Here is a 23,597-nt window from a genome sequence, read left to right as displayed (position 1 = left end):
CACCGACCGTAAGGACCCGTTCCACATGACCTCTTCTGTGCAGGCCGCTACCGATCCCCAACCGGGACTCCTGGCCAGGCTGTCGGCTGAAGCCCTGGGATCGTTGTTCATTGTGCTCGTTGCAGTGGGTGTATCGATACTCTCGAGCCCTGCAGCGGCGCCTTTGCCCTCAGCCTTGGCCGCCGGGCTGACCGTGACTGTGTGCATGTTGGCTTTCGGGCACGTTTCGGGTGGACACTTCAATCCCGCGATCACCTTGGGCAACCTCATTGCCGGACGCATCCGGGCGCTCGCCGCCGTCGCGTATATCGCAGCACAGCTCATCGGAAGCGTGGTTGGTGCAGCCCTTGTCTACGTTGTGGTGACTACCGTGCCCGTTCTCGCGGATGTGCGGGCCGCTTTTGGTTCCACAGCAGCCGGCTTCGGGGAGCACGCTCCCGCCCAAACCCAGCTGGCGGGCGTGCTGCTGGTGGAAGTTATCGGTTCTGCTTTGCTTGTTGCCGTCTTCCTCGGAGCGGCGGCCGGACGCCGTGCCCTTCCTTCCTTGGCACCGTTCGCAGTGGGCCTGGCGACGGCCGTACTGCTGCAGTTCGGCCAGGTTCTTGGCAACCTTCCTTTCAACCCCGCACGCGCAACCGCGCAAGCTTTCTTCAGCCCCTCCTGGGCCATTGAAGGACTGTGGCTTTTCTGGGTGGCACCACTGATGGGCGCAGCACTTGCCGGGCTGGCCTTCCGCGGTTTCCAGGGACTGTCCCTGCCCGTCGGCGCCGCCGCCGAACCCCGGAGCGGGACAGATGCCATCAACGACGACTTCGACGCTGGGACGGGGACCGCTGAGGAAGCTGCGGGCGCCGGTTCCGAAACAACTCCGGAGCCGCTCCCTGCGACGCCGGCGAAGGATGACGCACGCGACTTTTTCGACGGCAAGAAGGGCTAGCAACCGGCCAGGATCGACGCAGGGCGGCTTGTCTGCGCTTTATTGTCGGTGACCCCGGTTAGCTTGGAATCATGCGGTTACTCCATACTTCGGATTGGCATCTGGGCCGGTCGTTCCACGGCGTTGGCATGCTCGAGGCCCAACGCGGCTTCGTGGACCAGCTGGTGACTTTCGTCGACGCCAACTCGGTGGACGTCGTGCTGATCGCAGGGGACGTTTATGATCGCGCCCTGCCGGGCCTGGACGTCGTCACGCTGTTGGATGATGCTTTGGTGCGGCTCACCCGGGCCGGGGCCAGCGTTGTGCTCACCAGCGGCAATCACGATTCCGCCATCAGACTGGGTTTCGCTTCCCGGTTGCTGGAACGAGGGGGAGTGCACTTGCGCACGCGGGTGGAGGACCTGGACAGCCCCATTGTTTTCCCTTTTGGAGCCGAACGGGACGCCCCGGGCCAAGTGGCGATCTACGGAATTCCCTTCCTTGAACCCCGCCTTGTGGCCGAGCGGCTGGGCGTGGACTCTGCCAACCACTTTGACGTCACACAGCAGGCAGTAGGGCTTATCAAGAAGGACGTTGAACGTCGCCGCGAATCCGGACCTGTCTACCCGGTGGTCCTGGCACACACCTTTGCCAGCGGAGGCATCACGTCCGAAAGCGAGAGGGACCTCAGTATCGGGGGACTGGGAGCGGTGCCCTTGGACCTCTTCGAAGGATTCACTTACACGGCACTGGGCCACCTCCACGGACGGCAGCAATTGGCCGGCAATGTCCGCTACTCGGGTTCGCCGCTGGCGTACTCATTCTCCGAAGCCAAGCACAGCAAAGGTGCCTGGTTGGTGGACATCAACCCGTCAGGGGACATCGACGTCCAGGAAGTAGTGTGGGAAGCCCCCAAGACCCTGGCCGTACTGCGCGGGACTTTGGATGAGCTCCTGGAGTCCGGGGAGTATGCCTGGGCGGAAGAGGCCTACTGCCAGATCACCATTACTGACGCACAGCGGCCAACCCAGGCCATGGAAAGACTGAGAGTCCGCTTTCCGGACACGTTGGTCCTTTCCTTTGATCCCGAAGGCGCCGGGACCCGGACTACGACGAGCTACAGTGACCGACTCGCCAAGGCCCAGGACGATCTCGGAGTCTGCTGCGGCTTTCTGGAGCATGTCCGGGACCGCGGAGCCGGCGAGGCCGAAGAAGCTGCGCTCCGGGAAGCACTCGAAGCCGTCCGCTTGGAAGAGGCGGAACTGTGAGAATCCATCGCCTGGAAATAGAAGCCTTCGGCCCTTTTGCCACTGCCCAACACATCGACTTCGATCACTTGGGAGCGCAAGGACTCTTCCTCCTCAACGGTGCCACCGGGGCAGGCAAGACCAGCATCCTTGATGCCATCTGCTTTGCCTTGTACGGAGCCGTGCCCGGCGCACGCCAGGAAGGAAAACGCCTCCGCAGCGATCACGCGGCACCTTCAGCCGAACCACGCGTCGTCTGCGAATTCTCGGCACGCGGACGGCGCTTCGAAGTGACGCGCTCGCCCGCCTGGGAACGCCCCAGCGCACGGGGCAGGAAAGGGTTCACCACGCAGCAGGCGAAGACCCTCCTTCGGGAACGGATCGCCGGGAGTTGGGAGGAGAAATCCTCAAGGAACGACGAAGTCGGTGCCGAGCTCGCGGACATTTTGGGGATGGACAGGGAACAGTTCACCCGCGTGGTGATGCTTCCCCAGGGTGATTTTGCGGCGTTCCTCAGGTCCAAGGCCAACGACCGCCTGGAGCTCCTGCAGAAACTCTTCGGTACGCAACGCTTTGAAGCCGTCGAACGCCGGATCGCACGGCAGGCGGCGGAAGCCGCCCGGGCCGTGCAGGAAAATGCCTTGGAACTCAAGCTGTTGCTGGACCGGGCTGCAGCGGAGCGCCAGCAACTGGGACTCGACCAAGCCGCGACGGAAACTGCCGGGACTACAGTTGCTAATCCTGATGCCGGCGGAACAGCCGGGCAGGAACCGGAGGCCTGGCTGGCAGAGGTGGCAGCGGAGGTGAGTGCTGAATGGACGCGGAGGACAGACGAAGCAGACCAGGCAGAGTCGCTGTCCTCGCGCCTTGCCGAACAGTTCCGGCAAGCCCAGGAAAAGTCATTGCGGCATGCCCGGCTCGGAGCCGCAACGCAGAGGCGCGTCCTTCTTGAACTGGCCGCGCCGCGGGCACTGGAGAACAAGGACAAGCTCGCGAGGCACCGCCGGGCTTCCGTTCTGAGCGGCCAGCTTGACGCCGTTGACTCCTCCGCCCGCAAGTATCGCGCTGCCGTCGCAAAGGTTGAGCAGCTACGGGAACGGCTCGAAGCTGCAGGGCTGGAGGCAACAAACTCCAGCGCATCCCTTGAACGCCTCAAGGCCACCTATGCGGTTCTGGAAGCCCGCCTCCCTGACGAAAAGCGACTGGAGGACATCGCCGGCCGGCTTGCCGCCAAGCGTCGCGAACAGGCAGACCATGAAGCAGCAGTCGACCGGGCCGTGGACGAACTGGAACGGCTGCGTGAAGAAGCAACAGCTGTGAGCGGCCTGATTGAACCACTGGAACCGGCGGCTGATGGACTCGCGGAGCTTGAGCGCGAAACAGCCACTGCTGCTGAGCTGGTGGAAATTGTGTCCCGCCATGCCGAGGCAGCCAACGAGTTGGCAGAGATCTCCGAGAAGCACCTTCGAGCCCGTGCCACGGCCCAGGATCACCGCCAGGAATGGCTTGACGTTCGCGAGCTCCGCCTGGCCAATGCGGCAGGGGAGCTGGCTGCCGCGTTGGAGAGCGGTCAGCCATGCGCTGTGTGCGGGAGCGAGGACCACCCGCATCCCGCAGCTGCGGTACGGTCGGCCCTGTCCCTGGCCCAGGAAGAGGAACACGCCAGGGAGCGGTTCGAGGCCAGCGAAAAAGCCCAGGGTGTCCTTGCCGAGCAAGTCTCCGCAGCCGCCCAGGTCCTTGCCGGACTGGCGGCCCAAGGCGGCACCGTGGATGCGGAGGAGGCACAGGCGCGTCTCCTGGCTGCCCGGACCTCGACTTCGGCGGCGACAAAGGCATCCCGGACCCTTGACCAGCTTCGGAGCAAGCAGGAGGGCATTACCAGGAAACTGGCTCAAGTGCAGGAGCAGCACGCAGAGGACGCCGGTGCAGCCTCCCGGGCGTCCTCGGCCGTCCTTCACCTGCAGGAACAGCACGACACTTTGAAGGCCGACCTCGCCGGTTTACGGGAAGATTTCCCGAGTCTTCGTGAACGGTTGGAAGCCCTGTCCGCCGAGCGCACGCTCCTTCAGTCGGCAGCTGATGCCGACCGGGAACTCCAGCAGGCAGGACAGGCCCAGGCCGACGCCGCCGTATCGCTCCAAAATGCCTTGCCGGACTCAGGGTTCGCCTCGGCAGAGGAAGCGCGTGGCGAACTGCTTCCGCCGGCCGATGTGGTCGGTCTGGAGAAAGACGTGGCTGATTTCGACACTGAAGCGGCCCGCCTGGACGAGTTGTTTGCCAGCGAGGACTTGGTTCTGGCGGCCAAGGAAGTCCGGATCGGCGAGCTTCCCTTGCCTGAGGCTGAACTCGCCGAGGTCAAGCTCCACGCCGCCGACGCGGCTGATCGGGCAAGGGCGGCAGCATTGTCGGCAGCCCTTGCCGCGAAATCGGTGGAGGCCATTGAACGGATCCGGGTCGAGTACAACACCTTGGCCGAGGCCGGCAGGGAACCCCGCAACCAGGCCCGCATCCTGGCTGAACTGGCCGACACTGTCCGGGGCGCCGGGGACAACAACTACCGTATGAGCCTGAACGCCTACGTCCTGGCGGCACGCCTTGAGCAAGTGGCACTCGCGGCCTCTGAAAGGCTCGTTGCCATGAGCGACGGCCGGTACACGCTGCAACACACCGACGCCCGCGCGGCCCGGAACCAGAAATCCGGCCTCGGCCTTGAAGTGGTGGACGAATGGACCGGCCAGCGGCGCGACACCTCCACGCTGTCCGGCGGGGAATCCTTCATGGCCTCGCTTGCCCTGGCCCTCGGCCTGGCTGACGTGGTCCAGCAGGAGGCGGGCGGCGTGGACATCGAGACACTGTTTGTCGATGAAGGCTTCGGCAGCCTGGACGAACAAGCGCTGGAGCAAGTGATGGACGCTTTGGAAGGATTGCGCGACGGCGGCAGGGTAGTGGGCCTGGTCAGTCACGTTGCCGAAATGAAGCAACGCATCACCAACCAGCTCCAGGTGGTCAAGGGACGGCACGGCTCCAGCGTGCGGATTGCCGAAGCTGTTCCGGTCTGACAGGTATCCGATAGACTTAACCCGTTACACCGGGTCGCGCGCATCGGGAGGAGGGACGATGCGCAACCTTTAGCGAACCCGGATTAATGGAAAAAACTTCTGTGGCCTCCCAGCCCTTGTCATCGACACCCGCGCGGACCTCGCGTCTGCCTGGCCGTTTCGCACGGCTTCCGGAACTTGCCGGACCTGGTTTCCTGCCGCTGGGCCTCTTCGCCCGGCTCCCCCTCGCCATGTTGACCGTTGGCACCCTGACCTTGGTGACCTCAGTCAGCCACTCGTATGCAATCGGTGGCATGGCTGCGGGAGCGGTCGGCATCGGCTCCGCCCTGGGCGCACCTGTCCTGGGCTCCCTGGCTGATCGTGCGGGGCAACGCATCGTCCTGCTCGTCGCCGCGGTCATCAATACCCTGGCTGTTGCCGGGCTTTTGGCCGCCGCCTATATCACTCCCGGCTACGGGGAGGTAGCCGATGCTGCGGGCGTCCTGATCGCGGCCTTCCTTGCCGGTGCGAGTTGCCCCCAGGTAGGTCCCATGGCCCGCGTGCGCTGGATGGCCCTGACCACCCGCAATCTTTCTCCCGGCGCAACCGGCGGCAAAAGAAGCGTGGCCGCCAACCGGGCTGATCTTGACACGGCACTGTCTTACGAAGGCACAGCTGACGAGGTGACGTTCGTGCTCGGCCCGGCGCTGGTGGGTGTGCTGGCCAGCATGGTAGCCCCATGGCTGCCGCTCGCGCTTGCCGCCGTCATGACCATCACCCTGGTCCCTGCTTTCGCCGTCCACCCCAGCCAGCAGGCCGTGGTGCCGGCTCCGCGCAAGGTGAAGGCCGGCGTCGAGGGTTCAGGCGAAGAGGGCACTCAGGCGGCCGCGCCGCGACGCAAGCGGTGGGCCGGGGCGGTAGTGGCGGTGCCGGTGGTGGCCATGGTGTGCATGGGCACCTTCTTCGGTGCGACGCAGAACGCGTTGAGCGCCTTTTCAGCGCAATACGCCACTGCAGAGATTGCGGGCCTGTTGTACGCGGTGATGGGTCTGAGCTCGGCGGTTGCCGCGTTGTCTGTCGCGTTCTGGCCGCAGCGCTTCAGCTTGGCTTCGCGGTGGGTTGTGGCTGCCTTGGCGATGTCCGCTTTGTCCTTGCTGCTGCTTCTTCCTGCGGGTATCTGGCCCATGGTTTTCGTACTGCTGGTGCTCGGCATTCCGGTGGGTCCGGTCATGGTCACGGTCTTCAGCATCGGAGGCGTCGTTGCCCCGTCCGGCCGAATGGCGACTGTCATGACTGCCCTGGCCAGCGGGATTGTGGCCGGTACGGCGCTTGGCTCCTACCTGGCCGGACAGCTGGCCGAGACGCAGGGCCCGGGCGCAGCTTTGGTGGTTTCCATGGCCGCCGCCGCGGGCCTCCTGCTGCTGGGTGTTGTGACGTCCTTGGTGATGAAGCGCCAGCCTCAGGCGTAGTCGAGCGCACCGGACAGGGACCTGGCCATGAGCTCCACCAAGCGCTTGGACCGCTCCTCGTCGGGGTCTGCCAGGTGCTGCATGCTGATGCCGTCGATCCCCGAGATGAACAAGCGGGTGATGTCCTCCAGATTGGCGGGGACGGGCTCGCCGGCGGCTTCAGCGGCTCCGCGGAACAACTCCAGCGTTGAGCTCACCCACCCGTCGTACATGGAGCGGTTCATGAGCAATGCCTGTGGCTGGTCGTCGGCTTCCACCCGGAAGCGTCGGAGCAGCAGTTCGAACGTGGTTACTTGTTCGTGGGGGTTTTCCAGCATGCGGCTCCAGATGCGCCGGGCGTGGGCGCCCACCATGTGGCGCAGGCCCATGCCGGGGTCGGGGACGGGGTCCAGTGCCTTGGCGTAGTCCCTGCTGAGGAAGTTATAGACCTCTTCGAGGAGTTCGTCCTTGCTGCGGAAACAGTAGTGCAATGCCGCGAGGGGGGCGTCGGCCTCGCTGGCGATCCGACGTGTCGTAGCCGATGCCAACCCATCCTGTGCGATCACCCTGGCTGCCGCCTCGACGAACTGCAGGCGCCTTTCTTCGGCGGGAACCCTTGCCATCCGTTACCTTCCTCATGCTTCTTTCCGCCCGTGATCGGATCCACCAACCCAGCGGTCTCATCGATCGTAGGCGCTCTCCGCCGTGACGGCCTCGTGGCCGTGCCGTGGCGGCGGAAAAGTCCTCTGGAAGAAATTTTACGTCAAAACCTAGTCAAGTGACCCAGTCAAGCGACATACTTCTTTCAGGAACGTTGTCTGCATCACATTCGGATGCGGTGACCTGAGGAGAATCGATGCAGGATTTCGCTGATCTGGTGATCACGAATGCCTCTGTCCACACCATGGACCCGGCGCAACCACACCGCATGACTGATGCCATCGCCGTCAAGGACGGCTGCGTCGCAGGGCTCGGCCAAAACGATGTGAGCCGGCTGATTGGCCCGGAAACGCGGGTTGTTGACGCCGCAGGAGGGGCTGTTATTCCCGGCATCAATGATGCCCATTTGCACTTCGTCTCGGCGGCGATGGCCGCCTTCGGCTATGTGCGGCTGGACCCGGACATCGCCCCGGACTGGGCAGCCGTCGTCGATGTGCTGACGGCAGCACCGGTGGGCCCCGATGGCTGGATCCGCGCCCACGGCTGGGACGAGTCGATACTTGGACCGGCCAAGGGCCTGTTGGATTGCCGCTCTGACGCGCCCCTCGTGGCGTTCGACGCCACCGGCCACCAGCTCCTGGCCAACCGGGAAGCGCTCAAGCGTGCCCGCATCAGCGCCACGACCCCTGATATCCACGGCGGCGTGATCGTCAGGGGAGGGGACGGTGCCCCTTCCGGCCTGTTCCAGGACGGTGCCATGGAACTCATCTCCCGTGCCATGCCACCCGTTCCGGCCGCAACGCTCCGCCCGGCGCTGCTTCGCTTCCAGGAGTATCTGCACTCGCTGGGCATCACCTCCCTCACGGAGCCTGGATTGGGGCCGGCCAGCGCCGGGCTCATGGACGGAGCAGGTTCGACGGCGGCGCTCGGGTTGCTGGGCGACCTCGCCTTGTCAGGCGAACTGACGCTGCGGATCAATGTCCTCATGCTCTTCGCCGGAACCGGGGGAGCCAATGCCCGGGCCGTTGAGGAAGGCCTGCGAAGCGGGCTGGCAGAAAGCTGCAGGAACCGCGGCATCGATCCGGAGCAATTGAGGATAGCGGGCGTCAAAGTCTTCGCGGACGGGATCCCACGCAGCGGCACCGCCTGGATGAGCGAGCCCTATGGCACGGCCTGTACGCACGGCAGCCTGGTGATCCAGGGTGCCAGCGATGGCGAACGGGTGGCTGAACTCAACCGGATTCTGCAACTCATCAACGATGCCGGACTGCAGGCCGGTGTCCACGCCACGGGAGATGCGGCCACCGCCGCAGCTGTGCAGGCGATCATCGAAGCCACTTCTCCCGGCGGGAGTCCCGCGTCCGCCGGGAATCACCACAACCGCCACTACATCATCCACGGAGCCTTCAGCGACACAACCACCCTGCAGACCATGGCTTCCCGGGGCATCGGATACAGCACCAACCCCCTGATCCGCCAGGAAGCCGGGGACATCATGCGCCAGGTCCTCGGCGAGGACCGCTTCTCCCGCCACCAGCCCCTGCGTTCAGCAGTGGAGGCGGGCGTACGTTTCAATATTGCTTCCGACGCACCTGTGACCAGTCCGGATTGGCGGCGCACAGTGGTGGCCGCCGTCCGGCGTGCCACCCGCTCCACCCCTGGTGCACCGGGTGACCCCGAGCGGATCACCGGTCAGCAAGCGCTGGCTGCCATGACCCTCGAGGCTGCCTGGCAGGATCACGCGGAGCACTCCAAGGGCTCCCTGCTACCCGGCAGGACAGCAGATCTGTGCCTGTTATCCACCCCGTGGCCGGCCGATGAGGAGATCGAGAAACTCCTCGACACAGACATCCGGCTCACTCTCAGCGGTGGCCGTGAAGTCCACCCGTCCACCAGCTAGAACCATTTTCTTCCGTTTAAACCATTCGTCATTCAAGGAGCAACACATGCGACGCATTATTCCTTTGGCCGTGGCCGCTGCACTGTCCATGGCACTTGCAGCCTGTGGCGGCGGCTCCGGCCCGGCTGCCGTCCCGGCCGCCGATGGGACCACCACCCTTAAAGTGGGAACCATCGGCATAGGGTCCGACGCCGGCATCCGCCTCGCGGCCGACAAGGGCTACTTCAAGGAACAGGGCCTCAACGTCGAGATCTCTGTCATCGCCAACCCTCCCGCGGGAATTGCAGCCGCCCAGAGCGGTCAGATCGACCTCAGCTATACGCCTTCCATTCCGCTCCTGAATGCCTTGAGCCAGAACGTGCCGCTCAAGATCGTTGCCGCAGCTGACGGATACAAGGACGGGGCAGGAAAATCCAGCGACCTCAACCGCGTGGACGATACTGGCCTCCTCGTCCGGAAGGATTCATCCATCACCCGCCCGAAGGACCTCGAGGGAAAGAACGTCAGCGTTCCGGCAAGGAAAGCGCAGCTGGAGGTGACGGTCAGCAAACTGGTCAAGGATGACGGGGGAGATCCCGCCAAAGTGAACTGGATGGTCCTGGACCCGTCATCGGCCCTGCAGTCGTTGAATTCCGGACGCGTGGACGCGGCGTCCCTGGTCGCTCCGTTTACCTCCAAAGCGGTGTCAGAGGGGAACCGCCTGCTGGCGTCCCCCGGGGTCGAGTTCTTTGAGCAGGGAGCAATTGGCCTGTGGGTCTCCGGGGCTAACACGGTGAAGTCCAAGGAAAAGGCCTTGGCAGGGTTCAAAGCCGCCATCTACAAGGCGAACGCCTACGCCAACGGCCACATCGATGAAGCGCAGCAGCTCAGTGCGGAGATCACCAAGACCCCGCTTGACGTGGTCAAGTCCGGGGCCGTCAACTACTGGCCCGATGAGGTCCGTGTGGAAGACATTGAGCGGGCCAACAACAATCTCGCCGACCTCGGCTTCCTGAATGCGCCGGTGAAACTGCCGGCCGACCTCATCTTCGGCAAGTAGGCAGGAGAACGCCATGGGAGATTCATCATGAAAGCGTCCGTACGCCCCTACGCCTTCAGCATCGTGGGCGTCGCGGGGGCCCTGGTCATCTGGCAGCTTCTCGCAGAGGCCAAGGTTGCAGGAACTGCCCTGCCGCCGGCCACGACAGTGTTCGCGACCCTTGCGACCATCCTGGGAACAGGAACGTTCTGGTCCTCACTGGGGGCCACGATCGGCATCGCATTGCTCGCTCTGGCGCTGTCTGCCGTGGCCGGCGTAGCCATAGGGCTGCTCGTCGGCAGTTTCGAGTCCGTCAAGTACGCCACCTTGGCCGTCTTGGAGTTCCTCAAGCCGGTCCCGCCGATCGTCATCCTGCCCCTTGCCGTGCTGGTCCTCGGCCCAACAGCAGAGATGTCGCTGTTCCTCGTAGTATTCGGTTGTTTGCTTCCCATCGTCATGCAGACCGTGGATGGCGTTCAGGGCACCGACCCCGTGGCACGCGACACCGCCCGTTCCTATGGCATGGGAGAGGGCGAAATCCTGGCCCGTGTGGTGCTTCCCAGCGCCATGCCTTACATAGGAACAGCGATGCGCGTGGCAGCTCCCGCAGCCTTGGTAGTTACCGTGGTGGCCGGACTCCTCGGCGGCGGCCCGGGCCTCGGCCAAAACATCTACCAGGCCCAGGCCGCGGGTGACTACGCCGGACTCTATGGTTTGGTGATTGTCCTCGGAGTCCTGGGCCTCCTGTTCCAAGGTGCCACGCGCCTGGCTGAGCGCCGGGTCCTGCACTGGCACGAGTCCTACCGGGAAGTGGTGCCGCGATGAGAATCACAATGCGTAACTGGGTGATCGGCGTCGCCGCCCCTGTGCTTCTGTTGGTGGCGTGGTGGTTCCTTTCCGCGGACTCCACAGATCCTTTCTTCCCCCCGCTGCAAACCATCCTTGTCCGCTTCCAGGAATTGTGGCTCTTTGAACACTTCCAGTCCGACGTCCTGCTCAGCCTGGGAAACCTGTTTATCGGTTTCGTCATCGCTGCTGCGGCCGGGATCGCACTGGGGTTCATCACGGCCCTGGTTGCTCCTGTCCGGTGGATGCTTGACCCGTTGATCCACTTCCTCCGCGGAATACCCCCGGTAGCGCTGGTGCCGATCTTCATCTCGCTCATAGGCTTCGGCACCCAGATGCGCGTCACCAGCATCGCCCTGGCGGCGCTGTTTCCCACAATGATTGCCACGGTGGACGGCATCCGCAGCGTCAGCAACGACCTCTTGGACGTCTCCAGGGTCTACCGCCTGACCCGCAAGGAACGTGTGCTGAAGGTGCTCCTGCCGGCGGCGACCCCGCAGATCTTCTCCGGGCTGCAGGTGAGCCTGCAGGTGGCGTTCATCGTGATGATCGCCAGCGAGATGCTGGGCAGTTCCCAAGGGATCGGAGCCATGACTTTGCTGGCCCAACAGAGTTTCATGACGGCGGACATGTGGGCGGGAATCCTGCTCCTTGGCGTCATTGGCTTCCTGGTCAACATCCTGTTCAGCCTCCTTCGTCGCAGGGTCCTGTCCTGGTACATCGGATCCCGCCGCCTGGCGCGTGCATCATGAGCAACCGTCCGGCCCCGACTCTTCCCACCCGAAACAGAAAGTCCACCATGGCACAGCAACCAGAAACACGAGTAAGCGCCGCCACGCCCCGGTTGGACGTGGCGCACCTCGCCAAGACCTATGGCAGCGGAGGAAAAGCACGCACGGTCATCGAAGACCTGACCTTCACGGTGGATGCCGGCGAGGTTGTCTGCATCGTGGGTCCATCCGGCGTCGGCAAGACGACCCTCCTCAAATGCCTGGCCGGACTCCAGCCCGCGACCAGCGGAAGGGCCGCCATCGATGGGCGGATCATCAGCGGCCCGCCTCCGGAAATGGCCTTGGTCTTCCAGGACTACAACCGGTCGCTGATGCCATGGCTCACGGTCAGGAAGAACCTGGTTCTTCCCCTGCGGCATCTCAAGCTGTCCGCAGCGGAACTGAAGGAGCGCTGCGACAGTGCGCTCGCCGCCGTCGGCCTCTCCCACGCCGACAACCAGTATCCCTGGCAGCTGTCCGGCGGCATGCAGCAACGCGTCGCGATCGCCCGGGCGTTGGCCTACCGGCCCGAGATCCTGATCATGGACGAACCTTTCGCGTCAGTGGATGCGCAGACGCGGTTCGACCTGGAGGACCTGTGCCTGAAGATCCGGCGGGATTTCAACATGACCATCCTGGTGGTAACGCACGACATCGACGAGGCGGTCTACCTTGCGGACCGGGTGGTGGTCCTGGGGTCACGGCCCGCGCGCGTGCTCAAAGTGGTGGACGTGGACCTGCCCGCTCCCCGCGACCAGATCACCACGCGCTCGCTGCCGGAATTCGCCCGGCAGCGCACAGAGGTGCTCTCACTCATCAAGAGGCCTGCATGACGGGGCAAGGCGCCAGCGGCAACCGCCGGCCCAACGTCCTGTTCATCATCGCCGACCAGCTCCGGGCAGACCACCTGGGCTTCGGCGGCAACGGCACTGTCAAGACCCCACACCTGGATGCGCTCGCGGCCAGGAGCATCGTCTTCGGGAATGCGACAGTGGCCAATCCTACGTGCATGCCCAACCGTGCCAGCCTGATGACCGGGCGGTGGCCGTCGGCGCATGGAACCCGGTGCAACGGCATCACGTTGGATCCCCAGACGCAGACGGTTCCGGGCTCCTTGGCTGCCGGCGGCTACCGCACGGTGGGAGTGGGCAAACTGCACCACCAGAACATGGGCTGGGAATTTGAACCCCACCAGGCCGAGGAAATCCGGGCCACCGACCCCATGCTTTTGGACGCGGCGGCCGGGGACGCCCGCCGTCATGCTTTCCCTGCCGGGTGGGACCTGTGGGAAAACCGCGAAGCGCACGATGAGCGGTTCATTGCGCTGCCGTCGGACTACTACGGCTACCAGCACGTAGACCTGGTCATTGGACACGGCGACCGGCCTGGTGGCCACTACGTGCATTGGGCCAGGGAACGGGGCGTCGACCCGGAGACTTTGGGTGGTCCCGGCAACTCGTCCAACAGATATGGCGGGTGGGACCAGGTGTACCAAACGGCCATTCCAGCGGAGGTGCACCCCACCAGCTACGTGAGCGAGAAAGCGATAGAGCACCTGAAGGATGCCGCGGGCCAGGATCAGCCGTTCTTCATGTTCGTGTCCTTTCCCGACCCCCACCACCCGTTCTCCCCGCCGGCCGGCTACTCCGGGCTCTATGATCCGGCGGCCATGCCCCTGCCGCTCGGCTTTGACCAGGACCACGAAGCATCGCCGGCGCACGTGCGGGACATGATTGAACACCGAGGAGAGCCGAATCCGGACCCCACCATGACGTGGGCCGCGACGGAGGAGCAGTACAGGAACGCGGCAGCCGCACAGTACGGCCTGATCACCATGATGGATGAGCACATTGGCCGGATACTCGATGAGCTGGACAGGCAGGGGCTGGCGGAGGACACCATCGTGGTGTTCACCAGCGACCACGGTGACCTGTTCGGCGACCACGGCCTGATGCTTAAGCACTTCGTCCACTACCGCGCTGTCACGAATGTCCCGTTGGTGCTGCACATCCCCGGAAGGCCGCCGGGCCGGACGGAAGCGCTGGTTTCCAGCGCGGATGTGGCACCCACGCTGCTGGAGCTCACTGGATCCCGGGGTTACCGCGGAATCCAGGGACGCTCGCTGGTGCCTTTGTTGGAAGGGGCTACTGAGCAGCACCGGGACGCGCTGTTGGTGGAGGAGGAGCAGCCGTTCGGTTTGCCGGGTTTGCCGGGACCGGTCCGCATGCGGACGGTCATCACGCCTGAGGGGAGGTTGACCAGGTACTTCGGCACTGACCTTGCCGAACTGTACGATCACCGCACCGATCCCGGTGAGTTAACCAACCGCGCCGGCGATCCCGCTTTCGCTGAGTTGGAGGACCGCCTGCTGCGAACCATGCTGGAGGAGATGGCCGCTTTGTCGGATGAAGGGACAGCCCCGACGGCGGCAGCGTAGTCAACTGCCCGAAACACCGGCCCGACGGCGTCCCCCGGGTTCCGGTGCAGGGAACCGTTAGTGGCTGTTGCGGTAGCCGGTGGGGGAGTTCCCGAAAGCTGCCCGGAAGATCCGGCTGAAGTGGGCGGCGTCGGTGAACCCCCAGCGGGCCGCAATGGCGGTAACGGGCCGTTCGGCCAGCACCGGATCCCGCAGGTCACGCCGGCATCTCTCCAGCCGCCGTTGCCGGATGGAGGCAGCCACCGTGGTTCCGATTTCCTGGAAAAGATCGTGGAGGTGCCGGGTGGAGATGTAGTGGGCCGCCGCTATGGTTCCGGGGGAGAGTCCGGGATCTCCGAGGTTGGCTTCAATGTAGTCGTGGATACGCCCCAGGAGCAGCAGGTGTGGGTCCCGGCCGGTTTCGATCAGTTGATCGAGTTCGCCGTTGAACAAGGTGGTCACCAGATCCAGTGCGTTGTGGACCAGCCGGAGCCCGTTGGTGCCGGAGAGGGCATCGAGGTTGTCGGCCAGTTTCACCAGGAACGGGCTGATCAATTCCCCCAGGCCTTCGTCGCCGGGTATCCGCAACGCAGTGACGTGGCCCATGGCCTCGGCCGGCAAGTCCAGCAGGACATGCGGAAACATGAGCACCAAAGTGCGGAAGTCGTCGTCGAACGTTAGTTGATAGGGGCGGGAGGTGTCGTAGATGGAGAGGTCCCCCGGGCGCAAGACGGCTTCGCGATCGTCCTGAACCAGGCGACCCGATCCACTGAGCTGGATGCTGAGCTTGAAGAAGCGGCCCGTGGACTTGGCAATCAGCTCCGGGGTGCGCAGTACGGTGTGGGGTCCGGCGGTGATTTCCACCACCGAGATCTGTCCCAGGACGCGGGCGCGCATGGTTCCGTGGAATGTCGAATTGCGTGGCCCCTGGGCCAGCAGGGGTACGAAGGAAGCGGAGATTGCCCTGCTCCACTCCTGGAACGACTCCGCCACGATGGTTTCCACGGTTGCGGGGCCCGTATCAGCCGCGACGGTCATCAAGTTCCCTTTCAATGGCCCGTGGTGCCGCTGCCAGGAGGCAAGAACGCCGGTGGCGCGGATGTGAGCTTGCCCACGATTCTACACCGGCGCCCGGGCGCGAACGTGCTTGCGTGCAGCGACAAGCTCCTTGCCGTGTGAGACAAGTCACGCACCCGCCGTGCGGTGGAAGATTGCGGAATGACAGACATCGTGCCGCGCACATCTCCCGCGGCGCCGAGGCAGGAGCACACTATGAGCGTGGATAACCCCGTTATGGGCACGACCGCCCGAACGGTCGAAAGCAAGAGACGGCTTGGCGTACCGGCAGTGACCTTCATGATTATCGCGGCCTCTGCGCCGTTGACCGTCCTCGCGGGCGGAGTGACCACGACTTTCGCTGTGACCGGCGTGACGGGTGTTCCATTGTCCTTCCTGGTCCTGGGCGGAATCCTGGCGCTCTTCGCGGTGGGCTATGCGGCCATGAGCCGCTATGTCACCAACGCGGGCGCCTTCTACGCCTACATAGCACAAGGCATTTCGCGGCCTGCGGGCGTGGGCGCGTCACTGGTTGCCCTCATGGCCTACAACCTGATGCAGGTAGGCATCTACGGACTGTTCGGCTTCACGGTTTCTTCGCTGCTTTCCGCGCGACTGGGCATCATTGTCCCATGGTGGATCCCGGTGCTGGTCTGCATCGCCATCGTCGGCTGGCTGGGTGTCAACAGGGTTGACCTCTCCGCCAAGGTACTCGGCGTCCTGGTGGCCCTCGAATTCCTGGTGGTCATCGTTTACGACGTCATCAGCCTCGCCGTGGCCCCGGAAGGTGTCAGCGCTGCCACCTTCAGCCCGGAGACGCTGTTTGTGCCCGGGATCGGAGCCGTCCTGTCTTTCGGCATTGCGGCGTTCATGGGCTTCGAATCCGCCGCCATCTACGGTGAGGAGTCAAAGGATCCCCGGCGTACTGTTGCGAGGGCAACGTTCGCAGCTGTGGGAATCATCGCCGTCTTCTACGCGGTATCGGCCTGGGCCATGACCATGGGGGCCGGCCCCTCCGCCGTCATTGCGACGGCCACAGAGAATGGTCCGGACATGATCTTTGCGTTCCTGGGTGCCAACGGAGGCGTGCTGCTCAGCGACATCGCCCAGCTCCTCTTCGTCACCAGCCTCTTCGCAGCACTTGTCAGCTTCCACAACGCCGTAGCGCGGTACTTCTTCTCCCTCGGCCGCGAGCGCGTCCTGCCTTCGGCGCTGGCCAAGGTCCGGGCCGGCAGCGGGGCGCCGTACGCCGGTTCGCTGGCGCAGACGGTGATCGCCGTCGTCGTGACCCTGGCGTTCGCCATCGCAGGATCCGGTTCCGAACTCGGCGAACTGTACCCCGTGCTGACCATGTTCACGTGGCTGACCAACAGCGGGGCCATGGGGCTGGTGCTGCTGATGACCGTGGTGTCGGTTGCCGTGATCGGCTTCTTCCGCCGGCAGCAGCACGGCGCGAGCCTGTGGGTCAGGGTCGTTGCGCCGGCACTGGGCTTCGTATTGCTCGCAGTGGTTTTCGTGCTCATCCTGGCCAACTTCAACGTCTTGCTGGGACAGACGGAGTCGACGGCTGCCACGTTCGTCCTGCCGCTGTTGGTCCTGCTTCCAGGAGTCGTGGGCGTGGTGTGGGGCCTGCGCCTGCGGCGCTCGCAGCCTGCGCTGTACGCCCGGATCGGGCATGGCTCGGAGGACTGATCCTCTGAGGCCCGCAAAGGAAGCCCCGGCACGTTCTCCGTGCCGGGGCTTCCTTTGTTCCACCCTCCCGTACTAGCCCGCTATGGCCGGATTCAGTTCCGGGGTGTGGTGGGTGATGCTGATCAAGCGGCCGTGTGCGCCGAACGTGAAATGCACGGGTTCCGTGCCTTCCTCGTTCCAGCCGAAGAGGCTGCCGTGGGAGCGGATGGCGCGGGGATCGCGGTGGTCGGCCACTGTGACCGAGCCGCACGGGATGACCTTCTCCCGCCAGGTGAAGACGAAGATTCCGGGGCGGACCTGGAGAACGGTGTTGGAGTCGGTGTCTGCCAATCCGCGCTCCGGACCGGCGAGGCATTGCCAGGTGTACCAGGTGGGGCTGAGGTAGATGTGTTCGTAGGCGTGTGATTCGCTGTAGACCCATTCGACGCGCCGGCCGATGAGTGCCGTGCTTTCCGAGATGGCCTCGCCCGTGGCGGAATAACCGTCCAGTGTTCCGGGGCGGAAGTCGTGGTGCACGGCGACACTGGAGGCGGTGGCCCTGCCGAGCGCGGCGCCGATGTAGAGCGCCCGGCCCCGCGCAAGATCAAGGACCAGGGATACGGCGAGTTCCGGTTCCAGGACGCTCTGCCATTGGCAGTAATACAGCTCCTCGGCTACAACGAAGGCTTCGTAGGCGGCTGTTCCTGCGTGGCCGGCGGCAGCCCATTGCACTTCTTCGTCGTCGAAGCTGAAGGTCATGGGTCCTCCGTCGCCGCGGACGGAGAATTGTTGCCCGGCCAGGTCCTGTACGGCGGGGGCCTTGTTGGCGTCGAAGCCGGGGGCCAGTCCGTCCAGCGGCAGCCAGTTGGAGGTGTCAAGAAGATTCAGGCTCATGGATTCCTTCTCGTGCTCGAAAGAAGGAGCGGACGGCGTGTCCGGTCCTTCTTCGAGTATTCGGTGCCCTGGCCTTGGAGTCTTGTGCTGTGGGGCACGCCGCTTGACCTGGAAGGAAAGGTTCAGGCCAGTTGGCTTTCGATGCGTGCAGCACTGGCTGCCAAGGCCTTTCCAACGGCGTCGGCGTCCTGGTCCAGGCGGATATAGACGACGGCGATCGCCGCCGGCCGTCCGCCCGGAACCTTGATGGGGGCAGCAATGGAAGACAGTCCGGCAACGACTTCGTCGTGGCTGGTGGCGTAGCCGACGCGGCGGGCTTCGTGGGCCTCGGGCCGGTAGGGGTTGCCCGCGCCTACCTGCTGCCAGCGTTCCTCGGTCATGGTGGATTGGATGGCAATACCGGGGGCACCTGTGCTGACGGGATGACGGCTGCCCGGGTGCTGGGCGAGCGCCGCGCCTGTGTGCCGTGGTTCGACGGTGACAAGGGTGACACATTCCTGGTGGTCCCAAACGGCGATGAAGGCCGTCATGTGGAGGGTGTTTGCCAGTTGTGTGAGTTCGGGGAGGGCAGCGGTTTGCAGGTTCCGTGAGACGCCGCTGGCCAGGACCGAAAGGCCGGGGCCGGGCTGGACGCGTCCGGAGTCGTCGCGAACCAGCAGGGAATGGTCTTCCAGGGTCCTGAGTATCCGGTAGGCCACGGAGCGGTGCACGCCCAGTGCTTCTGTGAGTTCTCCAATGGTGAGCGGCCGATCGGCGGCGGCGAGGATCTCCAGTGCCCTGATTCCACGGGAGAGCGTTTGCGACGGCGGGACCTGTGTCCCGGCTTCCGGCTGGCCCTTGACGCCGCTGCTTGGATTCATGCGAACCATCCTATGTTGGCGGCGCGGCGTGGGGGCTGTGCTTTGGGTCACAGGCTGTAGTATTGTTTCCTAACTGACCGTTCTGTCGGTTAATGCACGTCTCGCATCGCTCTGTCACACATCCCTGGAGTTTCAATGACCGCAACTTCCACTGTCGACTCGCCGTCAGGCCCAAGCAGCAAGCGCGAAGAGCGCCGGGTCCTGGCCGGAACCCTGGTGGGCACCACCATCGAGTGGTACGACTTCTTCATCTTCGCCCAGCTCACTGCGACGCTGCTGGCGCCTTTGTTCCTCTCTCCCTTGGAGAAGTCCAACCCGGGAGTGGCCCAGCTTTTGTCCTTTGCCACCATCGGAATCAGCTTCCTGTTCCGTCCTCTCGGAGCCTTCGTCGCAGGGCACCTTGGCGACAAGATGGGTCGCAAGGCCGTACTCGTCATGACGCTGGTCATGATGGGAGCTGCCACCGCACTGATCGGTGTCCTGCCCACCTACGAAACGATCGGGCTTTGGGCACCTGTGCTGCTCATCTTCCTGCGGGTCGTCCAGGGCTTCTCCGCCGGCGGTGAATGGGGCGGTGCTGCCCTCATGGCCGTGGAGCACGCACCGATCAAGAAGCGTGGACTCTTCGGTGCCTACCCGCAGATCGGTGTGCCCATCGGAATGATCCTGGCTACCGGTTTGCTCTTCTTCCTGCAGTCGGGAATGTCCAAGGAGGCCTTCTCTGCCTGGGGCTGGCGTGTGCCCTTCCTGCTGTCCGTTGTTCTGATCGTGGTGGGTTACCTGATCCGCCGCGCGGTCGGCGAGAGCCCCGTCTTCAAGGAACTTGCCCAGCGAAAGGCTGAAAGCAAAGCTCCCCTGGGTGAACTCTTCCGCAGGAACAAGAAGGAAGTTGTCCTCGCTGCGCTGATCTTCATCGCCAACAACGCAGCAGGCTACCTGCTGATTGCGTTCTTCATCTCCTACGCCACCAAGGCCCTGAAGATGCCGCTGCCACAGGTTCTCCTGGCCACCACCATCGCTTCCTTCGGCTGGCTCATCTTCACCATGGTGGGCGGTTGGCTCTCAGACAAGATCGGCCGCGTGAAGACGTTCTTGATCGGCTATGGCCTGGTCTTTGCCTGGATGATTCCGATGTTCGCCCTCATCGACACCAAGGACATCCTGCTCTACGGGACTGCGCTGTTCGTACTGACGATCGGCCTGGGCCTGTCCTACGGTCCGATGTCGGCCATGTACGCAGAAATGTTCCCGGCCCAGGTGCGCTACTCGGGCATCTCCATCGGCTATGCCCTTGGTGCCATCCTCGGTGGAGCTTTCGCGCCGCTGATTGCCCAGGCGCTCCTGGATGCCACCAAGTGGTCCGGTTCGGTTGGCCTCTACATCATGGGCCTCTGCATCATCTCCGCCGTTGGCGTGATCCTCGCGAAGGAAACCCGGGGACGTCCGCTGGGGTACAGCGTCCACCACTGACATCGACATGACAAAAGCGGGTGCGGTCCACATGGCAAAGTCAATTGGTGGGAGCAACGCTGGGGGTTAGGCCGCTTGTAGCAGCTGGTTTAGCCGGTTGGCTGGGGTCTCGAGGTTCAGTGTTGGTCTGGGGCGGCGGTTGAGTTTCGCTGCGACCAGGCGGATGTCCTCGGGGGTGTGCACTGAAAAGTCAGTGCCTTTCTCGAACCAGAACCGCAGGAGCCGGTTGGTGTTTTCGTTGGTGCCGCGCTGCCAGGGCGAGTGCGGGTCGCAGAAGTACATCGTCGTATCGAGAGCGGTCTGGATTTTTGCGTAGTCGGCCAGCTCGGTGCCGCGGTCCCAGGTGATCGACCGGCGCAGGTGATCCGGGAGGGAGGCCATCTCCCGGATCATCGCGGCGGCAACGGTTTCCGCGGTGTGGTCCCCTGGCAGGTGCAGCAGGATCGTGAACCGGGTTGAGCGTTCCACCAAGGTTCCGATCGCTGTCCCGTTGGCGCCGATGATGAGGTCACCTTCCCAATGCCCGGGCACTGCCCGGTCCTGGACCTCGGCGGGACGTTGGCTGATCTTGAAGGCCTCTTTATAGGGGCTGTTGGCGCGCCGGTCAGTGCCGTGGGGGATGCGTTGTTTGCGTTTCAGGCTGAGCTTTTCGGCCAGGTCCGCCCGCAGGTTCCCGCGGGTTTGGACGTAAAGGGCCTGGTAGATCGTCTCGTGGCTCACCTGCATAGTCTGATCGTCACCGAAGTAATACGCCAACATCGAGGAGATCAGCTTCGGACTCCACCCGTCATCCATCCAGACGCCGACCAGCCGGCACAAACCCTCGTCCTTGGCCAGCCTGAAGGGTTTGGGACGGCGCCTGTCCTGATGCGCTTTGGCGTGAGCGACCGAGGCGTAGTACTTCCCGTCCGCGCTCGTGTGGCGTTTGACCTCCCGCCAAACTACGGACTTATCCCGCCCGATCAATGCGCCGATCTTCGCGTAACTGAGGCCCATCCGCACACCCATCTGGATCATGCCTCGCTCTTCCAGACCCAACGCACGGCCAGGGCCCCCGACTGAAGGAGCAGGATCGGCAAGACCTCCGGTAGCACCCCGGTTCACGGTCATCATTAGGCCAGACTGAACCCACCAATTGTGCCCGGTAGCGTGCACCGCCCCGACACGCCGGGCAGCAGTACGAACAGGCATCCCCGCACACACCAAATCAAGAAACTCAGTACGCGCAGCCTTGGGGAACAACTTGACCATAAAACGCTCCATCAATCAGAGCGTTGCAACGACCCTATGACTTTGCCCATGGACCGCACCCGCATTTTGTCATTGCCGGGACCCTGTCTCCGCTACCGGGTCCGACGCCGGCTACGGACGCCCGGCGACGCCCGCGCCTTCCAGCTGGCGCACCACATCGGCGTCGGAAAGCTGTTCGAAGTGACCGTAGAAAGCGCCGACAGCATGGAATTTACCTGGCGTGTGCAGGGCAATGACAACATCGCAGACCCGGGCGAGCGATGCCGACGCTTCAAGCGATGCAACCGGGACGGCCACCACTACGGTGCCCGCTCCTGCCGACCGGACGGCTTCCACCGCGGCCCGCATGGTGGCGCCGGTGGCAAGTCCGTCGTCTACCAGGACAACAGTCTTCCCGCGCAGGTCGTGGTCCGTGCCCGGGTATTCCTTGGCCCGGCGCAGCAGCTCCGAACGTTCCCGGGCTTCGACGCTATCCAAGGCCGATTGGGAGATGCCGCGGGCAAGAATGAGATCTCTCAACGGTTTGTTGACGATCCGGAGCACCTCGCCCTGTGACAACGCCAAAGCCCCGAACGCAGTTTCGTCCCGGCCGGGAATTCCCAGTTTTCGCACCAGGAGGGCGCCAAAGGGCAGGTAGAGTTCCGCAGCTGCTGCAGCGGCTACCGGAATACCACCCCGGGCGAGCCCGAGGATGATGGTGTCCGGTCGCTCCCTCAGCTGCGGGAGTCCTTCAGCCAGGCGTCGACCGGCTTCCGCGCGGTCCTTGAAACGCATGCCCATCTGCTCCACTTCCACGTCATTTGTTGCCCTTCCAAGCCTACCGTCCACACCTTGCCCGGCGCGGCCTCCACTGAAAGCATGGGCTTGTGAACAAGCCCATCGGATATTGGATCAAAAGGCTGGACGCTGCGCTGGAAGTCCAGTTGGACCGCACCTTGGCGCGGATCAAGCTCACGCGCCGCCAGTGGCAGACTCTTGCCACCCTGGCCGAGCACTCCATGCTTCCGGACCAGCTTGAGGAGGCACTGCAGCCACTGTGGGGCGGTGACATCCGGTTGCGCGAGCGGGAACTGGCAGCCTTGGTGGGCCGGGGAATGATCACGATGATCGATGACCGTTTGGCGCTGAGCGAGCGGGGACGGGAGAAGTACCACGAGGCGCAGCAGCTGGTGGAAGATGCGCGTCAGGATCTTTCGATGGGTATCGGCATCGATGAGTACGCCATGGCATTGAGCGTCCTGGAGCGCATGAGCCTCAACGCGGAACGGCTGGCCCGCTAGACCAGCCGTACCGCGTCGGGAGGTTTAGACGCCCAGGAATTCGGCGGCAGCGTCCTTGAAGGCCCGGCTTGTGATCACATTGGTGTGCGTGCGCCCGGGAATGACCAAGGTCTCCACCATGCCGCCATGCTTGCCCGCAATGGAGGCAAGCTCCGGCATGGTCGCAGCCCTTTCGTCCTTCTCGCCGGCCACCAGCAGCAGTGGCATGTGCGGGGCCGCCTCGGCAGGATCGAAAGGTTCGCCCTTGATGGCCTCGATGAGCGACAACATGGCAAACAAATTGTTGCTGGGCAGCATCTGGGCCATCTTCAAGAGCCCCGCGGTGGACTGGTCCTCTATGGGCGTGCCGTCAGCGAGGTGCTTTTGAGCAGCCACAAGGTCGAACGCTGCCAGCGGATCTGCTGAGCTTGGGCCGCCCAGGACGATCCTATGGACCAGATCGGGCTGCGTGGCACCAAACTCCCACGCCAGCCGTGATCCGAGCGAATAACCAATGACATCAAGTCCCGTGGAAGGGTCGCCGTCGCGCAAGGGGCGTGCACCGGCGTCGGTCACTATCTGCAGGAGATCCGCACGGATCCGGCTGGGGGTGTAGGAGTCCAGGTCCTCGGGGGAGTGGCTTCGGCCATGGCCGGGCAGGTCCACGGTGATGACCCTGCGCCCGGCGTCCTGGAGCGTGGTGATCCAGCCGCTGTCGGCCCAGTTCAGTTTGCTGGAGGAAGAGAAGCCATGGATCAGCAGGACGGGGCGCAGCCCGGCATCGGAAGCCGGCTCATGAACCTCGACGAACAGCCCGGGGTCGGTACCTTCCACTGTGTGCCGCTGCTGTTCCACGGTGTGCCTGCCAGTCATCATG

20 protein-coding genes are annotated in these 23,597 nt (G+C 64.2%); 13 read left to right on the top strand and 7 right to left on the bottom strand.

Going from position 1 to position 23,597, the window contains the following annotated elements:
* Nucleotides 1-25: 25 nt before the first annotated feature.
* The 4 genes from JMY29_RS12205 (at nucleotide 26) to JMY29_RS12190 (ending at nucleotide 6,670) form a co-directional block, all read left to right on the top strand.
* The gene (locus JMY29_RS12205; protein WP_189075140.1) at nucleotides 26-937 is read left to right on the top strand and encodes an MIP/aquaporin family protein; all 912 of its coding nucleotides are present in this window, start codon (nucleotides 26-28) and stop codon (nucleotides 935-937) included.
* Nucleotides 938-1,008: 71 nt separating this feature from the next.
* The gene (locus JMY29_RS12200; RefSeq protein WP_189075139.1) at nucleotides 1,009-2,184 is read left to right on the top strand and encodes an exonuclease SbcCD subunit D; all 1,176 of its coding nucleotides are present in this window, start codon (nucleotides 1,009-1,011) and stop codon (nucleotides 2,182-2,184) included.
* A complete protein-coding gene (locus JMY29_RS12195) occupies nucleotides 2,181-5,222 on the top strand; it encodes an AAA family ATPase (protein ID WP_189075138.1) in 3,042 nt (1,013 codons plus the stop codon). Before JMY29_RS12200 ends, JMY29_RS12195 begins: the two co-directional genes overlap by 4 nt.
* Nucleotides 5,223-5,308: 86 nt before the next feature.
* Complete coding sequence (locus JMY29_RS12190) at nucleotides 5,309-6,670, top strand: MFS transporter (protein ID WP_189075137.1); 1,362 nt, start codon at nucleotides 5,309-5,311, stop codon at nucleotides 6,668-6,670.
* On the opposite strand, the gene JMY29_RS12185 is transcribed toward JMY29_RS12190, so the two are convergent.
* The gene (locus JMY29_RS12185) at nucleotides 6,661-7,272 is read right to left on the bottom strand and encodes a TetR/AcrR family transcriptional regulator (RefSeq protein WP_039242012.1); all 612 of its coding nucleotides are present in this window, start codon (nucleotides 7,270-7,272) and stop codon (nucleotides 6,661-6,663) included. The two genes, JMY29_RS12190 and JMY29_RS12185, sit on opposite strands and share 10 nt — an antisense overlap.
* A gap of 233 nt (nucleotides 7,273-7,505) precedes the next feature.
* Between JMY29_RS12185 and JMY29_RS12180 the strand changes: the two genes are divergently transcribed.
* Genes JMY29_RS12180 through JMY29_RS12155 form a run of 6 tightly spaced genes read left to right on the top strand, consistent with a single transcriptional unit; the run spans nucleotide 7,506 to nucleotide 14,280 of the window.
* A complete protein-coding gene (locus JMY29_RS12180; RefSeq protein ID WP_189075136.1) occupies nucleotides 7,506-9,209 on the top strand; it encodes an amidohydrolase in 1,704 nt (567 codons plus the stop codon).
* A 46-nt stretch (nucleotides 9,210-9,255) separates the two neighbouring features.
* A complete protein-coding gene (locus JMY29_RS12175) occupies nucleotides 9,256-10,248 on the top strand; it encodes an ABC transporter substrate-binding protein (RefSeq protein WP_110503966.1) in 993 nt (330 codons plus the stop codon).
* A 27-nt stretch (nucleotides 10,249-10,275) separates the two neighbouring features.
* Entirely contained in the window at nucleotides 10,276-11,052 is a 777-nt protein-coding gene (locus JMY29_RS12170; protein WP_064721752.1) for an ABC transporter permease, read from the top strand.
* The gene (locus tag JMY29_RS12165; protein ID WP_189075135.1) at nucleotides 11,049-11,825 is read left to right on the top strand and encodes an ABC transporter permease; all 777 of its coding nucleotides are present in this window, start codon (nucleotides 11,049-11,051) and stop codon (nucleotides 11,823-11,825) included. Before JMY29_RS12170 ends, JMY29_RS12165 begins: the two co-directional genes overlap by 4 nt.
* Nucleotides 11,822-12,676 (top strand): ABC transporter ATP-binding protein, encoded by an 855-nt coding sequence (locus tag JMY29_RS12160; RefSeq protein WP_026266915.1) that lies wholly within the window; start codon nucleotides 11,822-11,824, stop codon nucleotides 12,674-12,676. The genes JMY29_RS12165 and JMY29_RS12160 overlap by 4 nt, the downstream gene beginning before the upstream one ends.
* Entirely contained in the window at nucleotides 12,673-14,280 is a 1,608-nt protein-coding gene (locus JMY29_RS12155; RefSeq protein WP_189075134.1) for a sulfatase family protein, read from the top strand. The genes JMY29_RS12160 and JMY29_RS12155 overlap by 4 nt, the downstream gene beginning before the upstream one ends.
* Before the next feature lie 57 nt (nucleotides 14,281-14,337).
* Here the strand turns inward: JMY29_RS12155 and JMY29_RS12150 are convergent, their stop codons facing one another.
* Complete coding sequence (locus JMY29_RS12150) at nucleotides 14,338-15,297, bottom strand: AraC-like ligand-binding domain-containing protein (RefSeq protein ID WP_018776295.1); 960 nt, start codon at nucleotides 15,295-15,297, stop codon at nucleotides 14,338-14,340.
* A 234-nt stretch (nucleotides 15,298-15,531) separates the two neighbouring features.
* Between JMY29_RS12150 and JMY29_RS12145 the strand changes: the two genes are divergently transcribed.
* Complete coding sequence (locus JMY29_RS12145) at nucleotides 15,532-17,007, top strand: APC family permease (protein ID WP_189075133.1); 1,476 nt, start codon at nucleotides 15,532-15,534, stop codon at nucleotides 17,005-17,007.
* 72 nt (nucleotides 17,008-17,079) lie between these two features.
* Here JMY29_RS12145 and JMY29_RS12140 read toward each other — a convergent pair whose 3' ends face one another.
* Nucleotides 17,080-17,880, bottom strand: coding sequence for a MoaF C-terminal domain-containing protein (locus JMY29_RS12140; protein WP_018776293.1), 801 nt, complete (start codon nucleotides 17,878-17,880; stop codon nucleotides 17,080-17,082).
* Nucleotides 17,881-18,002: 122 nt separating this feature from the next.
* Nucleotides 18,003-18,749: an IclR family transcriptional regulator gene (locus JMY29_RS12135; RefSeq protein WP_035733076.1), complete on the bottom strand. Its 747-nt coding sequence runs from the start codon at nucleotides 18,747-18,749 to the stop codon at nucleotides 18,003-18,005.
* Nucleotides 18,750-18,875: 126 nt separating this feature from the next.
* Between JMY29_RS12135 and JMY29_RS12130 the strand changes: the two genes are divergently transcribed.
* Complete coding sequence (locus JMY29_RS12130) at nucleotides 18,876-20,210, top strand: MFS transporter (RefSeq protein ID WP_018776291.1); 1,335 nt, start codon at nucleotides 18,876-18,878, stop codon at nucleotides 20,208-20,210.
* Between the two features lie 66 nt (nucleotides 20,211-20,276).
* Here the strand turns inward: JMY29_RS12130 and JMY29_RS12125 are convergent, their stop codons facing one another.
* Nucleotides 20,277-21,461, bottom strand: a complete 1,185-nt coding sequence (locus tag JMY29_RS12125; protein ID WP_374757942.1) for an IS30 family transposase — start codon at nucleotides 21,459-21,461, stop codon at nucleotides 20,277-20,279.
* A gap of 111 nt (nucleotides 21,462-21,572) precedes the next feature.
* Nucleotides 21,573-22,256 (bottom strand): phosphoribosyltransferase, encoded by a 684-nt coding sequence (locus tag JMY29_RS12120; RefSeq protein WP_209783757.1) that lies wholly within the window; start codon nucleotides 22,254-22,256, stop codon nucleotides 21,573-21,575.
* A 71-nt stretch (nucleotides 22,257-22,327) separates the two neighbouring features.
* On the opposite strand from JMY29_RS12120, the gene JMY29_RS12115 reads away from it, so the two are divergent.
* On the top strand, nucleotides 22,328-22,741 hold the full coding sequence (locus JMY29_RS12115) for a MarR family transcriptional regulator (protein WP_018776289.1): 414 nt from the start codon (nucleotides 22,328-22,330) through the stop codon (nucleotides 22,739-22,741).
* A gap of 24 nt (nucleotides 22,742-22,765) precedes the next feature.
* Here JMY29_RS12115 and JMY29_RS12110 read toward each other — a convergent pair whose 3' ends face one another.
* Nucleotides 22,766-23,596 (bottom strand): alpha/beta fold hydrolase, encoded by an 831-nt coding sequence (locus tag JMY29_RS12110; RefSeq protein ID WP_082924586.1) that lies wholly within the window; start codon nucleotides 23,594-23,596, stop codon nucleotides 22,766-22,768.
* Nucleotide 23,597: the final 1 nt, after the last annotated feature.

The organism is Paenarthrobacter nicotinovorans (assembly GCF_021919345.1).
Lineage (GTDB): Bacteria > Actinomycetota > Actinomycetes > Actinomycetales > Micrococcaceae > Arthrobacter > Arthrobacter nicotinovorans.
Note: the sequence above shows the minus strand (reverse complement) of the source record. Positions and strands in the feature narration are given on the sequence as shown.

Bases quoted from the DNA above. Each gene is read 5' to 3' on its own strand.
- JMY29_RS12205 (WP_189075140.1), top strand. From the start codon at position 26: ATGACCTCTTCTGTGCAGGCCGCTACCGATCCCCAACCGGGACTCCTG.
- JMY29_RS12200 (WP_189075139.1), top strand. From the start codon at position 1,009: ATGCGGTTACTCCATACTTCGGATTGGCATCTGGGCCGGTCGTTCCAC.
- JMY29_RS12190 (WP_189075137.1), top strand. From the start codon at position 5,309: ATGGAAAAAACTTCTGTGGCCTCCCAGCCCTTGTCATCGACACCCGCG.
- JMY29_RS12185 (WP_039242012.1), bottom strand. From the start codon at position 7,272: ATGGCAAGGGTTCCCGCCGAAGAAAGGCGCCTGCAGTTCGTCGAGGCG.
- JMY29_RS12180 (WP_189075136.1), top strand. From the start codon at position 7,506: ATGCAGGATTTCGCTGATCTGGTGATCACGAATGCCTCTGTCCACACC.
- JMY29_RS12175 (WP_110503966.1), top strand. From the start codon at position 9,256: ATGCGACGCATTATTCCTTTGGCCGTGGCCGCTGCACTGTCCATGGCA.
- JMY29_RS12170 (WP_064721752.1), top strand. From the start codon at position 10,276: ATGAAAGCGTCCGTACGCCCCTACGCCTTCAGCATCGTGGGCGTCGCG.
- JMY29_RS12165 (WP_189075135.1), top strand. From the start codon at position 11,049: ATGAGAATCACAATGCGTAACTGGGTGATCGGCGTCGCCGCCCCTGTG.
- JMY29_RS12160 (WP_026266915.1), top strand. From the start codon at position 11,822: ATGAGCAACCGTCCGGCCCCGACTCTTCCCACCCGAAACAGAAAGTCC.
- JMY29_RS12155 (WP_189075134.1), top strand. From the start codon at position 12,673: ATGACGGGGCAAGGCGCCAGCGGCAACCGCCGGCCCAACGTCCTGTTC.
- JMY29_RS12150 (WP_018776295.1), bottom strand. From the start codon at position 15,297: ATGACCGTCGCGGCTGATACGGGCCCCGCAACCGTGGAAACCATCGTG.
- JMY29_RS12145 (WP_189075133.1), top strand. From the start codon at position 15,532: ATGAGCGTGGATAACCCCGTTATGGGCACGACCGCCCGAACGGTCGAA.
- JMY29_RS12140 (WP_018776293.1), bottom strand. From the start codon at position 17,880: ATGAGCCTGAATCTTCTTGACACCTCCAACTGGCTGCCGCTGGACGGA.
- JMY29_RS12135 (WP_035733076.1), bottom strand. From the start codon at position 18,749: ATGGTTCGCATGAATCCAAGCAGCGGCGTCAAGGGCCAGCCGGAAGCC.
- JMY29_RS12130 (WP_018776291.1), top strand. From the start codon at position 18,876: ATGACCGCAACTTCCACTGTCGACTCGCCGTCAGGCCCAAGCAGCAAG.
- JMY29_RS12125 (WP_374757942.1), bottom strand. From the start codon at position 21,461: ATGGTCAAGTTGTTCCCCAAGGCTGCGCGTACTGAGTTTCTTGATTTG.
- JMY29_RS12110 (WP_082924586.1), bottom strand. From the start codon at position 23,596: ATGATGACTGGCAGGCACACCGTGGAACAGCAGCGGCACACAGTGGAA.